Here is a 15468-nt window from a genome sequence, read left to right as displayed (position 1 = left end):
ATCTCACCCCCATTGGGGCAACTGGAAAAATACGATATTAAACAGAGCCGAACCTGCGATAAACTAACCGACAACTGATGTCGCAGTATCGCTAACCCAGGTTCACCGGAGGTGAACCTGGCAGTCCAGGGGATGGACACCGCGCAACTCAGCACAACCAAACCCTCGAATTCGCCCGCGTCGGATAAAGACACCGGAAAGTTCCCATCAGGGGGAAAAATTAGTGAAATTCTCAGAAACCTTTCCTCGCGACCTGGGATTTTAGGAATTTTTATACAAAAACGGGGGTTGCAACGTGACTACTCCTTAAGAACAGTACATACTGTTAGTTGTGACGAGCGCAGTTGAAAATCAAGGTATGACAGCACCACGTCGTGCTGCGACACTGAACCGACCGAATATGGTCAGTGTCGGCACGATTGTGTTCCTGTCTCAGGAATTAATGTTCTTCGCCGGTCTGTTCGCGATGTACTTCGTGTCACGCGCGAACGGCCAGGGCGATTCGTGGGATTGGGGTACCGGCCACCTCAATGTCCCGTACGCACTATTGATCACCGTGATCCTAGTGTCGTCTTCGTTCACTGCCCAGTGGGGCGTGTTCGCGGCCGAGCGTGGCGACGTTTTCGCACTCCGTAAGTGGTACGCACTGTCTACCGCCCTGGGTGCAATCTTCCTCGTCGGCCAGGCTTACGAGTACTTCACACTGGTTAGCCACGGTCTGACCATTCAGAACTCCATTTACGGTTCGGTCTTCTTCATCACCACCGGATTCCACGCAGCCCACGTCCTCGCGGGTGTGCTGGCTTTCGTTGTGGTGCTTATCCGTACCTCCAAGGCGAAGTTCACCCCGGCACAGGCCACTGCTGCCATCGTGGTCTCGTACTACTGGCACTTCGTCGACGTCGTGTGGATTGGCCTGTTTATCACCATCTACTTCATCCAGTAGGCCGTATTGGCCGTCCTTTGTTTAGTACGGCCTACAGCCCATCCACTTTCCACGAACAGTATTAAAGGGAAAAAGATGGAAAACACTACCTCCGAAACCAAGGACACCACGTCCTTGGCTGCGGCCCCGAAGTCAAAGGGCCGCCGCAAGATGCGCCGTACTGCCTCCGGCATTATGGCTATGGCTCTCGCCCTCACCGGCGCGGGCTTCCTCGCTAATGCTCTGACCCCTGATGCACAGACGGCTACTGCTCAGCAGGATGAAGCCGCAATGATTCAGCAGGGCAAGGAGCTTTACGACGTTGCTTGTATTACTTGCCACGGCGCCAACCTTCAGGGCGTTAAGGACCGCGGCAAGTCGCTGATCGGCGTCGGCGAAGGCTCGGTTTACTTCCAGGTTCACTCCGGTCGTATGCCGATGCTCCGCAACGAGGCTCAGGCAGCACGTAAGACCCCGCGTTACTCCGAAGAGCAGACGCTGGCTATCGCAGCCTACGTCCAGGCTAATGGCGGCGGCGCCGGCATCGTCCGCGACGAGGACGGCTCCATCGCTATGGAGTCGCTACGCGGTAAGAACGCTGGCCCGAACGGTGAGCTTGACAAGGCTGACGTTGCTCGCGGTTCCGAGCTGTTCCGCCTGAACTGTGCATCCTGCCACAACTTCACCGGTCGTGGCGGCGCACTGTCCAGCGGTAAGTACGCACCGGTCCTGGATCCTGCAAATGAGCAGGAAATCTACCAGGCCATGCTGACCGGCCCGCAGAATATGCCGAAGTTCTCTGACCGCCAGCTGTCTGCTGACGAGAAGAAGGACATCATCGCCTACATCAAGAACGCCAAGGAAACTCCGACCCCGGGTGGTTGGGGCATTGGTGGCATCGGCCCAGTTGCTGAGGGCCTTGTCATGTGGATTGTAGGCATTGTCGCTCTCGTAGCGGCCGCTCTTTGGATTGGATCCCGCCGATGAGTAATAACGAAAACAAGAAGTACAGCTCCGAAGAGCTGTCGAAGATGAGCAATGCGGATCTCGCTCGTCTGGGTGCTGAACTCGATGACGTGACCATTGCTTACCGCAAGGAACGCTTCCCGATTGCCAACGACCCGGCTGAAAAGCGCGCGGCTCGTGGTGTCACCATCTGGCTGGCACTGTCGGTCATTCTTGGCCTGGCATTCATCGCCATCTACCTGTTCTACCCGTGGCACTACAAGGGGCACGGCGAAGAGGGTCTGTGGCTGTACACTATGTACACCCCGCTGCTGGGTATCACCATCGGTGGCTGCATCGTCACCCTGGGTATTGGTGCAGTTAAGTTCACCAAGCGCTTCATTCCGGAAGAGATTTCGGTTCAGCGCCGCCACGATGGTCCGTCCGAAGAGGTCGACCAGAAGACCATCGTTGCCCTGCTGAACGATTCTTGGCAGACCTCCACCCTGGGTCGTCGCTCCGCTATCAAGGGCCTCCTTGGTACCGGCGCCGTCCTGGCTGGTATCGGCATGATCCTTCCGCTTGGCGGCATGATTAAGAACCCGTGGAAGCCACGCCACGACGTTGACGTCACTGGTGACGGCACCCTGTGGACCACTGGCTGGACTCTCGTCGAGAAGGGCCACAAGGTTTACCTGGGTCGCGACACCGGCGCTATCGCTGAAGAGGGCGTACACGGCTACACCACTAAGGGCGTTTCCCGCCTGGTTCGCCTCCGCCCAGAGGACCTGTCCGCAGGTTCCATGGAGACCGTCTTCCCTCTTCCGGAGGAGGACGTCAACGACGGCGACAAGTACTCCAAGGATGCTGATGTCTACGAGGCACACATGCACTCGATTCACGGCTCCCGCAACTCGGTCATGCTGATCCGTCTGCGTTCCCAGGACGCTGAAAAGGCAATCCTGCGCAAGGGTCAGGAAGACTTCCACTACGGCGACTACTTCGCCTACTCGAAGATTTGTACACACATCGGTTGCCCGACTTCTCTGTACGAACAGCAGACGAACCGTATTCTCTGCCCATGCCACCAGTCGCAGTTCGATGCACTGCACTACGGCAAGCCGGTCTTCGGTCCAGCTGCTCGCGCTCTTCCAGAGCTGCCGATCAGCGTTGACGAAGAAGGCTACATGTACGCAGAGGGCAACTTCATTGAGCCCGTCGGTCCGGCATTCTGGGAGCGTCAGTCATGAGTAATCCAACGAAACTAGCAACCGCTGCTAAGAATATGGATGACCGCTACACCCTGTCTGGCGGCATGCGTAAGCAGCTCAATAAGGTATTCCCTACCCACTGGTCCTTCCTGCTGGGCGAGATTGCACTCTACTCCTTCGTAGTCCTGCTCTTCTCGGGTGTTTACCTGACTCTGTTCTTCGACCCGTCGATGTCGAAGGTCATTTACGACGGTGCCTACGCGCCGCTCAACGGTGTCGAGATGTCTCGCGCCTACGAGACCGCCCTGCAGATCTCCTTCGAGGTTCGCGGTGGCCTGTTCATTCGCCAGATTCACCACTGGGGTGCTCTGCTGTTCGCCGTGTCCATCATGGCGCACATGTTCCGCATCTTCTTCACCGGCGCATTCCGCAAGCCGCGTGAGGCTAACTGGGTCATCGGTTCCATCCTCCTGCTGCTGTCCGTGGCAGAGGGCTTCATGGGTTACTCCCTGCCGGACGACCTGCTTTCCGGTGTTGGTCTGCGTATTATGTCCGCAATCATCATCGGTCTGCCGATTATCGGCACCTGGCTGCACTGGATGATGTTCAACGGCGACTTCCCGGGTGACATGATTATCCCGCGCCTGTACATTGCACACGTGCTGATTCTCCCGGCCCTGCTGCTGGGTCTGATTGCCGCTCACCTGGCTCTGGTCTGGTACCAGAAGCACACCCAGTTCCCTGGCGCAGGTCGTACCGAGAACAACGTCGTCGGCGTTCGTATTCTCCCGATCTTCGCAGTCAAGTCCGTTTCCTTCGGCCTGATTACGTTCGGCTTCCTGGCGCTATTCGCTGGTATCTTCCAGATCAACGCAATTTGGAACCTTGGCCCGTACAACCCGGCGCAGGTTTCCGCTGGTTCCCAGCCGGATATCTACATGCTGTGGACTGACGGTGCTGCCCGTGTCATGCCGCCGTGGGAGCTTTACTTGGGCTCTTACACGATCCCGGCAGTCTTCTGGGTCGCCCTGCTCTGTGGTGTTCTGGTTGTCCTGCTCTTCGCTTACCCGTTCATCGAGGCGAAGATCACCGGCGACAACGCCCACCACAACCTGCTGCAGCGTCCGCGCGACGTGCCGGTTCGCTCCGGCCTGGGTGCCATGGCTTTGGTCTTCTACACCCTGCTGACTCTGTCCGGTGGTAACGACCTGATCGCATACCACTTCCAGATCTCGCTGAACGTGATGACCTGGGTTGGCCGTATCGGTCTGATCATCCTGCCTCCGATCGCTTACTTCGTCACTTACCGAATCTGCATCGGCCTGCAGCGCTCTGACCGCGCTGTCCTGGAGCACGGCATCGAGACGGGCATCATCAACCAGCTACCTGATGGTTCCTTCATCGAGGTCCACCAGCCACTGGGTCCGGTCGACGAGCACGGCCACGCCGTTCCGCTCGAGTACCAGGGTGCTTACGTCCCGAAGACCATGAACGAACTGGGCGCCGCTGGTAGCCCGGGTCGCGGTAGCTTCTTCAGCCCGGACTCCCCGGAGATCGCCGAAGAGGCAGCTCGTATCGAGCACGAGAACCACGAGCAGCAGGCTCAGATGTTCCGTGACCTCGAAGCTCAAAACGCTGAAGAGCGTCGCCAGCTCGAGCAGTAAAGTTCCGCGGTAGGTTTTCTACTGCGCTCAAATAAGACCACCCCGGTCCGCATCCACTTCGGATGTCGACCGGGGTGGTTTTTGTTACCCAGATTCTTCCGATTTCGCCTTGACCCCACATATGTCGGATACCAAATCTACTGTTTACCAGTACTAAAATGGACATATGTCTACCAGTCCCTCCCCCACCACCGATCTTTCGAGCAACGCCACACAGCTTGTCGCCAACGGTGTCAACTTCGACTACGAGGCCACGCCTGTTTTGCGCGATGTCTCGCTCACGCTTTCCGACGGCGATGTCCTCGGTCTGGTTGGAGACAACGGAGCCGGCAAGTCCACTCTTCTTTGGCTGCTGTCGGGTCGTCGTCGGCCCACGAGCGGTACGGTGACTCATATTGGCACGCGTGTACTCGGCTCTCAGGAACTGGAAGCTCCTTTCGACTCCACGGTGCAAATGCTTATCGATGAAGCCCTCGGCCCCTCGAAACGTCGTTTAGCGGAGTTAGAAGAGGCAGCTGAGGCGATGGCCTTAGCAGAGACCCCAGATGAGTCTAAGGCGGCAGAGAAGGCGTATTCGAAGGCCTTCTCGGACGTCATGGCTCACGATGACTGGAACGCCGAACATAATGCGGAGATTGTGCTCGACCATCTCGGCCTGACCGGTTCTGCTCCGGACGGCGCTCCCCTGACAGAGCAACTAACCACGGAGATTTCCGGCGGGCAGCGGGCGCGGTTGGGGCTCGCGATTACGCTCATTCGAAAGCCAGAGATTCTGCTTCTCGACGAGCCCACCAACCATCTCGATGAACGCGGTCGCCAGCTCGTGATTGACACCATCCAGAACCACCCTGGAGTGGTTGTGGTGGCAACACATGACCGCGACTTCCTGGATGCCGTTTGTACTGTAATTGGAGACTTGGTGCCGGGGCGCCCTGGTATTGGGCTGTTCCGTGGTAATTACTCCGACTACGCGAAGCACCGTCGCCACCAGCGTGAGCTATGGGAGCACCAGTGGCGCTCGGAGGAGCATGAACGCAATCGGTTGGAAGACACCATCGAGAATGGCGCTCGTGAGATCTCACCGGGTCGGGAAATGACGGACAATAACAAGATGGCTTATGACCGCCGTGGCGGTCGTGTAGAGCGGCAAATCGCCCGCCGCGTGCGTTCGGCTAAGCAGCGGCTGGAGGAACTCATTGAGGAAGGTGTGGAGCGTCCACCGGCACTACTGGGCTTTGATGCCCCGTTGACCGCACCCCTACCGACCAAGCGCGCTGCTTCGGGCAGCGATGAAGATTTTCACATCAAGATGCGCGGTGTGGTCGTCCCAGATCGAATTCGGGTTGGTTCACTGACTATTCGTCCCGGCGACAAGGTCGTGATCACCGGCCCTAATGGGGCCGGCAAATCTACTTTGTTTAAGACGATCATGGGGCAAGTTGAGACGCAGGCTGGCGAGGTGCGTATCGGCGAGAACTGTCGAGTAGCCATGCTGGCTCAGGAACAAGACTGGGAAAACCCAAAGAAGTCCGCCCGTGAGTTGTACGACCTTGCGCCCAATGCCCGCGTGCCTCTCGACGACTTTGGATTGCTTAGCCCTGAGGATGCCAATCGACCGGTAGGAAGCCTCTCCATCGGCCAGCAGCGCCGGGTGGCGTTAGCGTTGGTCGTAGCCAATCCGCCGGAGATCTTGCTGCTCGATGAGCCTACGAACCATCTGAGTGTGGATCTAATCGAGCAGGTCCAAGACGCGATCGCATCTGCAGAGGGCACAATTATTGTGATTACCCACGATCACCGCATGATCAACTCGCTCGAAGCGCGTCATCTGCAGGTGACTGACGGTGAGGTCATCGAACTACCTAAGGGGCAGAAACCCGTCGAATTCGCTTGATGCGGAATCATATATTGACTACAGATCCTAACCGACGAGGTAACACCAGTTAGGAATCCCCTCCCACTCGCCCAAACAAAAAAGTCTCTCCCACTAACGCCCTTGTTAGTGGGAGAGACTTTTCGGTTATCTACGACTGTGGTTCAGTCTGATTGCACTCGGACTAGTGCTTCTCCGGCGGAGTGATGTACTGAGTGTTGAGCTTGGTGCCGGAGACGATCAGAATTACCGCGCCAAGGACAATCAGCCAGTAGGCCATGAATGCGATGCCGTAGCCCATGAGGAGGATGCCCATGGTCATCACGAACGGCCAAATCGAGCTAGCGGAGAAGAAACCGAGGGTACCTGCACCGTCGGCAATCTCTGCCTCTTCGAAGTCGGCCGGGGTGATGTCGGAGCGGCGCTCAGTGAAGTGGAAGTATCCACCGAGCATCAGAGTCATCAGAGCTGCGAGGACCAGGCCGGTTGCGCCAGCCCACTCGAGGCGACCCTGGCTTTCGTTGATGACGTTACCGGTGTCCTGGAGGTACTGAGTGCCGAAGATGTAGACGACAGCCATGAACCCCAGGAACACGGTAAGTCCGTAGAAGAGCTTTGCTGCAGACTTCATTTGAGAACTTCCTTTAAGTAAGAATCTTGCTGGGTTTACTTGGCGGTCGCGTTCAGGTCAATGGTGTTAGCACCACGATCACCCATGTCGCGGGTGTCGACACGACCGGAGTTGAACGGCGAAGTGGAGACTGCGAATGCCGGCTCACCGATGTGCTTCAGAGCATCAGCGTTAGTAGCTTCTGGGTTCTCCTGGCGGAACTTGATGTACTCGGTGAATGCCTCACGGGAGACAGCACGAATCTCGAAGTTCATCATTGCGTGGTAGGTACCACACATCTCGGCACAACGGCCAACGAATGCGTTCTTGACCTTGTCGCTCGGGTTGTCCTCTGGTCGGTTGGCAATCTTGTCCGAGTCAATCTTTTCGATCTGGAAGACACGGTTGGACTTGTTAGCCTCCGGGTGCGGGAACACGTCGCGCTTGAAGAGGAACTCCGGAACCCAGAAGGAGTGAATCACGTCAGCGGACGCGAGGTCGAACTGGATTGCAGTGTCTTCCGGAACAACGAGGACCGGAACCTCTTCGGTGGTACCGAGGGTCTCAATCTCGTCGTAGTGCAGGTAGTCGAGGCTCTCCTTGGAGCGTCCGTGAACCGGGTGCTCCTTCTGCTTTGCGCGATCCTCAGCGGACGGAACCTCGTGGCCGCCCTCGGTGAAGAACTGCTCATCAGCCGGCTTCTCAATACGGCCGTTGTATTCCTCGCCGCCCATCAGGTCAGCGGAAATGTTGGCGTAACCGAACTTCCAGTTCCACTGGAAACCGGTGACGTCGACGGTAACTTCCGGATCCTTATCCAGGGCAGTGACCTTGTCCTGAGTCTGAACCGTGAAGAAGAACAGAGTCATCACGATCAGAATCGGGAGAATGGTCAGAGACAACTCAACCGGAACGTTGTATGCAGTCTGGCGCGGGAACTCGCCCTTGCCCTTCTTTTCAGCCTTCTTAGCTGTGAAGTTTGCCATCGAGTAAAGGGTAACGCCCCAAACGATGATGCCGATAATCCAAGCTGCAACCCAGGTCCAAACCCAGAAGTTACCCATGGACTGTGCTTCCGGGGTCACACCTTCCGGCCAACCAAAGCGGAGCAGCTTGAAGAAGCCGTTCTCCGGAGGATTAACATCGCAGCCGGCAAGCAAGGCTGCGCTACCGGTGGCAACGCCGAGGACGCCGAGCTTACGGGCGACTCCGAACTTTCTACGCTGATTCACGTGTGTCTGCCTTCCTGATCCACACAATTTTCGATAACCGATTAAGGTTTCGTCCTACCCAAGCAGAGTAGTCGATTCTTAAGCTTTCTCCACAATAAATATGGCTGTGGGGTGCCTTTGAGTATATCTGCCCTAATAAAATACTGAGAAAGACCCGCCTATCGGGGGTGGCATTCTCACCAGTTACACCCTGTTGACGCTCCTAAGTCTATGAATTTTTTAGTGTTTGTGCCACGCGCTGACGCACACACCGTCCCGCGCAACCTTGCCCCGAGCCCTAGACACGGCAAACTCAGACATTCTCGCTTTTCCCCAAAAGGCATTAAAGTAGGTGCAGCATTTCTATGTGGCGCCAATCTGGGGTTCAACCCAGCTACTCAGCCACGCGGCGGTCCTTCACGGCCACCGGTTAAGGCGACAACCAGTCGCGCTGAGCCGCTAGCTACGGAGCCGTCGAAAATCCATTAAGTGACACTAAGCGAAAGGTGCGCGCACGAAGCATGTGTGGTCTTCTCGGAATCCTGGCTGCAAATTCTGACGCAGCGGAGCTCGTTCCCGTTGTCGAAAGGGCCCTGCCCTGCATGCGGCACCGCGGCCCTGACGATGCAGGCACGTGGCACGATGAGGACGCAGTTTTCGGCTTCAACCGCCTATCCATTATTGATATTGCCCACAGCCACCAACCGCTGCAGTGGGGACCAGAGAATCAGCCGAATCGTTACTCCATGACCTTCAACGGCGAAATCTACAATTTCGTCGAACTTCGCGAGCAGCTGGAGAAGAAAGGCTATGCCTTTAATACCTCCGGCGATGGTGAACCTATCGTCGTTGGGTTCCACCACTGGGGAGCGGACGTCGTAAAGCACTTGCGCGGCATGTTCGGCATTGCCATTTGGGACAGCGTCGAGCGCAAGCTTTTCCTGGCGCGCGATCCGTTCGGCATTAAGCCGCTCTACTACGCCACCACAGAGCGTGGCACAATTTTCGGTTCTGAGAAGAAGTCCCTGCTCGAAGCTGCGCCGGAGATGGGCATCGATGCGAAGAAGCTGAATAAGCGCGCACTGGAGCACTACGTCGATCTGCAGTACGTTCCGGAGCCGGAGTCGCTGCACACTGACATTGTTCGTCTGGAGTCGGGTTGCACTGCCATCGTTACGCCTGGTGGCGAAGTTAAGCAGACCCGCTACTTCAAGCCGAATTTCCCGATTCAGCCAGTGGCTAAGGGCGCTGAACAGGATGTTTTTGACCGCATTGCCCGTGCGCTGGAGGACAGCGTCGAGAAGCATATGCGTGCCGACGTCACGGTGGGCTCGTTCCTGTCGGGCGGTATCGACTCCACTGCGATTGCAACTTTGGCTAAGCGCCACAACCCGAACCTGCTGACGTTTACCACTGGCTTCGAGCGCGAGGGCTTCTCCGAGGTCGATGTGGCTGCCGAGTCCGCCGCCGCCATTGGCGTCGAGCACATTGTGAAGGTCGTCTCGCCGGAGGAGTTCGCCGGGGCGATTCCGAAGATTATGTGGTACCTCGATGACCCGGTAGCTGACCCTGCACTGGTGCCGCTGTACTTCGTGGCCGCAGAGGCTCGTAAGCACGTTAAGGTCGTACTGTCCGGTGAGGGCGCAGACGAGCTCTTTGGTGGTTACACCATTTATAAGGAGCCGCTGTCGCTGAAGCCGTTCGACAAGGTTCCATCTCCCCTGCTGCGCGGTCTGGCTAAGGTCGGCGAAGCTCTGCCAGAGGGCATGCGCGGCAAGTCGCTCCTGCAGCGAGGCACTACTCCGCTGGAACAGCGCTACTACGGCAATGCTCGTTCCTTTAACTTTGAGCAGCTGCAGGAAGTGCTGCCGTGGGCCAAGAAGGAATGGGACCACAGCGATGTCACTGCGCCGATTTACGCGCAGTCTGAAGGCTGGGACCCGGTGACTCGGATGCAGCACTTGGATCTGTTCACCTGGTTGCGTGGCGACATTCTGGTCAAGGCGGACAAGATCACCATGGCTAACTCCCTGGAGCTGCGCGTGCCGTTCCTCGACCGTGTGGTCTTCGACGTTGCACAGACGCTGCCGGTGGACATGCGTGTTTCTCACGGCACCACCAAGTACGCACTGCGTCGCGCCATGGAGCAGATTGTTCCGGAGCACGTGCTCAACCGCCGCAAACTGGGCTTCCCGGTGCCGATTCGCCACTGGCTGGCAGGCGACGAACTGCACGGCTGGGCCGAGGACATCATCCGCGAGTCCCAGACCGATGAGTTCATTAATAAGGACGCCGTGCTCAAGATGCTCGCCGAGCACCACCCAACCGAGCGCGACCACTCCCGCCGCCTCTGGACCATCCTTGCTTTCATGGTCTGGCACGGCATCTTCATCGAAGACCGCATTACTCCGGACATCGAGCAGCGCGACTACCCCGTCGAGCTCTAGCTCGCTTTACGACGGTCCCCGCGCCTCAACCCCATCCTGCCCCGGCAGGCTGCCACCATAGCTGGGGCAACCAATAGAAAAGGCTCGGACCTCACTCAGTTAACAAGAGTGAGGTCCGAGCCTTTTACTATCCGATGCTTTTCACAGCGTCTGCTGACAGCTCTGCTCAGCTAATGACTTAGTTGAAGGAGTCACCGCAAGCGCAGGAGCCAGTGGCATTCGGGTTATCGATGGTGAAGCCCTGCTGTTCAATGGTGTCAGCGAAGTCGATGGTGGCACCGGACAGGTACGGAACCGACTGGCGATCAACGACCAGCTTGACGCCACCGAAAACTTCGGCGACATCGCCGTCGAGGCTGCGGTCATCGAAGTAGAGCTGGTAGCGCAGGCCGGCACAGCCGCCCGGAGCCACGGAAATACGCAGTGCCAGGTCGGTGGCACCTTCTTGGTCCAGAAGTGCCTTTGCCTTGGCAGCCGCAGCTTCGGTCAGGGTAACGCCAGTGCTCTGAGCAGTAGTCATAGCGCGTGTCCTCCTTGTTGAAGTGTTTAAGTATGCGAGTCGACCCCAAGGTCGGCTACGTCATTATTTATCACAACCTTACCGACCAGTCTTTAATTCCCAATTCTGGGTTCTCTTTTTCTTTCTCTTTTTCGGAAGTCTCTTTTTGCCGCCACATCGCAACCACACCACGGCTTCCCACGCCACAAGCGCACTCTTCCCGCCTGCCCCTGCGGCGGTCATCCCCAAAACCTCGCCCTTGCCCCGTCCCTGCCCCTCAACCTGCAACCTAATTAGGGAAGCACCTTGAAGACCTTATAATCTGGGGTCGTGAATCTACCGTGGAAAAAGAATGACAAAAAGTCCAAGGCAGCTGAGGCAGCTAACGCTGACGCAACCAACGCCGGAGACGTAGCCACCGACGCGACCGCATCCAGCGGGGCCAAGGGCACCGCTTCGGAGTCTCAGCAGCCCGAGAAGAAGCACAGCGGTGCTTTTACTCCCAAGAAGGGGCGCCCCACTCCGAAGCGCAACGAGGTTGAGCGCGAACGCGGCATCCGCCGTGGCCCGGTCGAGGCGCCGCTGACCGCTAAGGAAGCTCGCCAGCGCCGCAAGGAGCTCAAGGCTTCCATGTCCAAGGAAGAGCTCAAGGCCGCCAAGGCACGCGAGCGAGCAGAGCGACGTGAGCAGCGTCGCATTGCCGACGAGCGCATGGCCGCCGGCGATCCGCGCTACATGCTGCCACGCGACCAGGGCGCTGAGCGCAAGTTTGTCCGCGACTGGGTTGATTCCCGTCGCTTCCTCGCTAACGTGTTCCTCCCGTTCGCGCTGATTCTGCTGCTGATTATGATGATTGGCACTTCCCTGCCGAAGCTGGCCAACATCGCATCTCTCATCGCGATGGTTCTCATCATCGCCCTGATTATCGAGGGCATTTACATCGGCCGCCGTGCCATCAAGTTGACGCGTGAGCGCTTCCCGAAGACCACCGAAGGGGCCTGGGGACTGGGCTTCTACGCTTACTCCCGCGCTTCTCAGCCGCGTCGTCTGCGTACTCCGCGTCCGCAGGTCAACATCGGCGACGAAATCAAGTAGCCTCATCTGCCATGCGCACTTTGGTTCTCGGTGGCGCCCGCTCAGGCAAGTCCTCATGGGCTGAGCACGAGCTGCTGGCCACCGCCGCAGCCTCAACCGGCGGTGCCTCAGATGCTGCAGCCTCAACGGTGTTGCATTACATCGCAACAGCACGGCCCTGGCCCGGTGATAGCGATTTTCACTCCAGGGTCGAGGAGCACCGCATTCGTCGTCAAGCACAGGCAAAAGAGCACGGAGTGGCCTGGCACACGGTTGATGACGTCGATGCGGTGGAAGCTCTCGCGTCGCCGGAGCGGCGCATGCTGCTGGACGATGTCGGCACCTGGCTGACGCACATCATCGACGCGCAGGGGCTGTGGGAGGCGCCGAGGGGCAGCGTCGCGCCGTGGACGCACTCGCTTGTCGACGCCGTGCGCAACTTCCCCGCAGATTCCGACCTGTTCATTGTGTCGCCCGAAGTGGGCTTCGGTGTCATTCCCGAACACCGCTCAGGGCGGCTTTTCCGTGATGAAATTGGCCTTCTCAACCAACAGCTCGCAGCTGTCTGTGATCGTGTTGTCCTAGTTGTGGCTGGCTGCCCCATGGAAGTCAAGGCGGCGAACTAGATTCACTCCACGCCGCTTCCCCTATGACGGTCTGCCTAGCAATGCGAATAGCTGTGCACCAATGGTCGGTAGACAAATCGTTTTCGGGTAGCGTTTGAGAGTATGAACGCGGATTATTTTGGACCGGTAGCACGCCCTGACGAAGAGACTGAACAGGCCGCCCGCGCGCGCCATGAGCAGTTGACTAAACCCGCAGGCTCACTTGGCCGGTTGGAAGAACTCGGCATTTGGATTTCGGCGTGTCAGGGAGAATGCCCTCCGCGTGACCTGGACGATTGTCGTGTTTATGTCTTCGCTGGTGACCACGGTGTTGCCCAGGGCGGGGTGTCCGCGTACCCGTCCGAGGTGTCTATTCAGATGCTTGCCAATATCGAGGCAAAGGGTGCCGGCGTGAACGCTATCGCTGACATCGCGGGAGCCACTGTTACCGGTGTGGACATTTCCCTCGACCACGATGCCGAAGGGCCATACCGTATCCGTCGCAGCTGTGGTTCTATCGACCGCGAGGATGCGATGAGCGAGGAGGAGGTCGATAAGGCCATCCGCACGGGCATCGCGATTGCCGACGCCGCCGTTGATGAAGGCGCTGACCTGCTCATTGCCGGCGACCTGGGCATCGGAAACCCCACTCCAGCCGCGGCGCTGATTGGTGCCGTGACCAACTCCGAACCGGTGGTCGTCGTCGGCCGAGGCACTGGCATTGATGACGAGGGGTGGAAGCTCAAGGTCGCTGCCGTACGCGATGCCATGTTCCGCGTGCGTCGCCTGCGCAATGACCCGGTTGAGGTGCTCCGTCGTATTTCCTCGCCGGATATGACCGTGATGGCCGCGTTCTTGGCGCAAGCAGCGGTTCGTCGCACTCCTGTGATTTTGGACGGAGTGGTTGTCACATCCGCTGCTCTGCTGGCTGACCAGCTCGCTCCGGGCGCCCGCGATTGGTGGGTCGCCGGCCACAAGTCGGCAGAGCCCGCGCACGCGCTTGCCCTTCGACACCTGGATAAGGAACCACTTCTCGAATACGGGATGCGTCTTGGCGAAGGCTCCGGCGCCGTCGCTGCCCTACCGCTGGTCAAGTCCGGCGTATCGGTCCTGCGCAACATGGCTACTTTCGCCGACGCAGGCGTAAGCACCAAGGACTAATCGACTTGTCCGACAAAGCCGGCCCGTCTCGCCAGGACAACCTCGACGGCGATCCCTCTGCTCACGGCAATGCCGTCGCTGAGGCCATCACCACTGCCCTGTCCTGGCTCACCATCCTGCCCTTCAAAGGCGCGAGCGTGTTCGACCGCATCACCGGCCGTCGCGCCATCGCCGCACTGCCAGTAGCTGGGCTCGTTCCTGCCGCGGGTGCAGTTCTCATCACGGCGGCGCTGTTCGCAACGTCGTCGTCAGGCACGCCCACGCTTTACGACGTCACCCCGATCCTCGGCGGCACCCTGATTATGGTGGCGGCACAGATGTTGACCCGCGCGATGCACCTGGATGGGCTGGCGGATGTGGCGGATGCCCTCGGCTCGTATAAGCCGCCGGAGGGGGCGCGGGAGGTGCTGCGCGATCCGAGCACCGGCCCAATGGGCGTGGGCTCCATCGTGCTGACGATGTTGACGACGACGACTGCTTTTGCCGTGATTGTGGCTAGTGTGCTGTCGCAGTGGTCTGCTGGTCAGATGTGGCCTGGTGTGGTTGCGCTGTGCTTGCCTTTTGTAGCCTCTCGCGCGGCAGCAACGACTGCCTGCTGGCGCGGCTTTCCGCCTTTTTCGAACAGCGGCTTCGGCTCTCTGACTGCCGGTACTCAGTCCACAGTCACGGTGACCTGCTGGTGGATACTGCTGCTCGCTGTGTCGGGCTGGGTGGTTGGGCTCGTGGGCGTAGTCGCTTGTGCACTGAGCTTTGGCGTTACACTGCTGCTGACGCGGCATTGCGTGAAGAGGTTTGGCGGAGTCAACGGCGACGTGTTTGGTGCAGTCATTGAGATAGCGTGCGCTGTCTGTGCCGTGGCACTTGCCATAGGGTTCTAGCAGGGAAAATGCGCGCATTGCCCCCGTTGGGGTTTTCTTTAAAAAGAACTATTGACGGTCGCTTTGACGCGGACGTATTCTGAGGGCACACCGCCGGGAAGGCGGAGTACAGGAGGCTCGTTTCGGGGCTCGCCCAAATTATTTTGCGCCGACCGTTTGCCGGGGCGCCAAGAACGAGCACACCTTCTAGCCTCCCAGCTAATTAAAAAGCGCGTCCCGCCGCAGCGATGCACGGGACGCGCTTTTCTTTGTTGGGGTGGCACTCCCAGGTTTGGGTTCAGTGGGGTTTGGGTTCAGTGGGGCTAGTGACTGCGGTTATGTTAGCGACGGCGGGCCAATGCGAGTTACTGACTGCGTTTATGACA

General features: G+C 58.5%; 13 protein-coding genes. 10 read left to right on the top strand and 3 right to left on the bottom strand.

What is annotated here, in order from left to right:
- Nucleotides 1-331: 331 nt before the first annotated feature.
- The 5 genes from HMPREF3130_RS06130 to HMPREF3130_RS06110 all read left to right on the top strand — a co-directional run bounded on the left by HMPREF3130_RS06130 (nt 332) and on the right by HMPREF3130_RS06110 (nt 6639).
- The gene (locus tag HMPREF3130_RS06130) at nt 332-946 is read left to right on the top strand and encodes an aa3-type cytochrome oxidase subunit III (protein ID WP_088611596.1); all 615 of its coding nucleotides are present in this window, start codon (nt 332-334) and stop codon (nt 944-946) included.
- A gap of 75 nt (nt 947-1021) precedes the next feature.
- A complete protein-coding gene (locus tag HMPREF3130_RS06125; protein ID WP_016423027.1) occupies nt 1022-1912 on the top strand; it encodes a cytochrome bc1 complex diheme cytochrome c subunit in 891 nt (296 codons plus the stop codon).
- The gene (locus HMPREF3130_RS06120) at nt 1909-3120 is read left to right on the top strand and encodes a cytochrome bc1 complex Rieske iron-sulfur subunit (RefSeq protein WP_049170241.1); all 1212 of its coding nucleotides are present in this window, start codon (nt 1909-1911) and stop codon (nt 3118-3120) included. The genes HMPREF3130_RS06125 and HMPREF3130_RS06120 overlap by 4 nt, the downstream gene beginning before the upstream one ends.
- Complete coding sequence (locus HMPREF3130_RS06115) at nt 3117-4745, top strand: cytochrome bc1 complex cytochrome b subunit (RefSeq protein ID WP_016423029.1); 1629 nt, start codon at nt 3117-3119, stop codon at nt 4743-4745. The genes HMPREF3130_RS06120 and HMPREF3130_RS06115 overlap by 4 nt, the downstream gene beginning before the upstream one ends.
- 166 nt (nt 4746-4911) lie before the next feature.
- Nucleotides 4912-6639, top strand: a complete 1728-nt coding sequence (locus HMPREF3130_RS06110; RefSeq protein WP_049192933.1) for an ABC-F family ATP-binding cassette domain-containing protein — start codon at nt 4912-4914, stop codon at nt 6637-6639.
- Nucleotides 6640-6802: 163 nt separating this feature from the next.
- Here HMPREF3130_RS06110 and HMPREF3130_RS06105 read toward each other — a convergent pair whose 3' ends face one another.
- On the bottom strand, nt 6803-7249 hold the full coding sequence (locus HMPREF3130_RS06105; RefSeq protein ID WP_016423031.1) for an aa3-type cytochrome oxidase subunit IV: 447 nt from the start codon (nt 7247-7249) through the stop codon (nt 6803-6805).
- A 35-nt stretch (nt 7250-7284) separates the two neighbouring features.
- Complete coding sequence (locus HMPREF3130_RS06100; protein WP_049190506.1) at nt 7285-8460, bottom strand: aa3-type cytochrome oxidase subunit II; 1176 nt, start codon at nt 8458-8460, stop codon at nt 7285-7287.
- Between the two features lie 500 nt (nt 8461-8960).
- On the opposite strand from HMPREF3130_RS06100, the gene asnB reads away from it, so the two are divergent.
- On the top strand, nt 8961-10886 hold the full coding sequence (gene asnB / locus HMPREF3130_RS06095; RefSeq protein WP_049192931.1) for an asparagine synthase (glutamine-hydrolyzing): 1926 nt from the start codon (nt 8961-8963) through the stop codon (nt 10884-10886).
- 178 nt (nt 10887-11064) lie between these two features.
- Here asnB and HMPREF3130_RS06090 read toward each other — a convergent pair whose 3' ends face one another.
- Entirely contained in the window at nt 11065-11406 is a 342-nt protein-coding gene (locus tag HMPREF3130_RS06090; RefSeq protein ID WP_005512007.1) for a HesB/IscA family protein, read from the bottom strand.
- A 309-nt stretch (nt 11407-11715) separates the two neighbouring features.
- Between HMPREF3130_RS06090 and HMPREF3130_RS06085 the strand changes: the two genes are divergently transcribed.
- From HMPREF3130_RS06085 to HMPREF3130_RS06070, 4 genes are all read left to right on the top strand, one after another.
- Nucleotides 11716-12480 carry a DUF3043 domain-containing protein gene (locus tag HMPREF3130_RS06085; protein WP_016423034.1) on the top strand — a complete coding sequence of 255 codons (765 nt, stop codon included), beginning with the start codon at nt 11716-11718 and terminating at the stop codon, nt 12478-12480.
- An 11-nt stretch (nt 12481-12491) separates the two neighbouring features.
- Nucleotides 12492-13085 carry a bifunctional adenosylcobinamide kinase/adenosylcobinamide-phosphate guanylyltransferase gene (locus tag HMPREF3130_RS06080; protein ID WP_049190511.1) on the top strand — a complete coding sequence of 198 codons (594 nt, stop codon included), beginning with the start codon at nt 12492-12494 and terminating at the stop codon, nt 13083-13085.
- A gap of 102 nt (nt 13086-13187) precedes the next feature.
- Nucleotides 13188-14225, top strand: a complete 1038-nt coding sequence (gene cobT / locus HMPREF3130_RS06075; protein ID WP_070429537.1) for a nicotinate-nucleotide--dimethylbenzimidazole phosphoribosyltransferase — start codon at nt 13188-13190, stop codon at nt 14223-14225.
- Nucleotides 14226-14230: 5 nt separating this feature from the next.
- A complete protein-coding gene (locus HMPREF3130_RS06070) occupies nt 14231-15103 on the top strand; it encodes an adenosylcobinamide-GDP ribazoletransferase (protein ID WP_049192930.1) in 873 nt (290 codons plus the stop codon).
- Nucleotides 15104-15468: the final 365 nt, after the last annotated feature.

Origin of the sequence: Corynebacterium sp. HMSC14B06, from assembly GCF_001807075.1 — a bacterium.
GTDB classification, from domain to species: domain Bacteria; phylum Actinomycetota; class Actinomycetes; order Mycobacteriales; family Mycobacteriaceae; genus Corynebacterium; species Corynebacterium jeikeium_D.
Note: the sequence above shows the minus strand (reverse complement) of the source record. Positions and strands in the feature narration are given on the sequence as shown.

Coding starts and splice junctions, on each gene's coding strand:
- HMPREF3130_RS06125 (WP_016423027.1), top strand. CDS start 1,022: ATGGAAAACACTACCTCCGAAACCAAGGACACCACGTCCTTGGCTGCG.
- HMPREF3130_RS06120 (WP_049170241.1), top strand. CDS start 1,909: ATGAGTAATAACGAAAACAAGAAGTACAGCTCCGAAGAGCTGTCGAAG.
- HMPREF3130_RS06115 (WP_016423029.1), top strand. CDS start 3,117: ATGAGTAATCCAACGAAACTAGCAACCGCTGCTAAGAATATGGATGAC.
- HMPREF3130_RS06110 (WP_049192933.1), top strand. CDS start 4,912: ATGTCTACCAGTCCCTCCCCCACCACCGATCTTTCGAGCAACGCCACA.
- HMPREF3130_RS06105 (WP_016423031.1), bottom strand. CDS start 7,249: ATGAAGTCTGCAGCAAAGCTCTTCTACGGACTTACCGTGTTCCTGGGG.
- asnB (WP_049192931.1), top strand. CDS start 8,961: ATGTGTGGTCTTCTCGGAATCCTGGCTGCAAATTCTGACGCAGCGGAG.
- HMPREF3130_RS06090 (WP_005512007.1), bottom strand. CDS start 11,406: ATGACTACTGCTCAGAGCACTGGCGTTACCCTGACCGAAGCTGCGGCT.
- HMPREF3130_RS06080 (WP_049190511.1), top strand. CDS start 12,492: ATGCGCACTTTGGTTCTCGGTGGCGCCCGCTCAGGCAAGTCCTCATGG.
- cobT (WP_070429537.1), top strand. CDS start 13,188: ATGAACGCGGATTATTTTGGACCGGTAGCACGCCCTGACGAAGAGACT.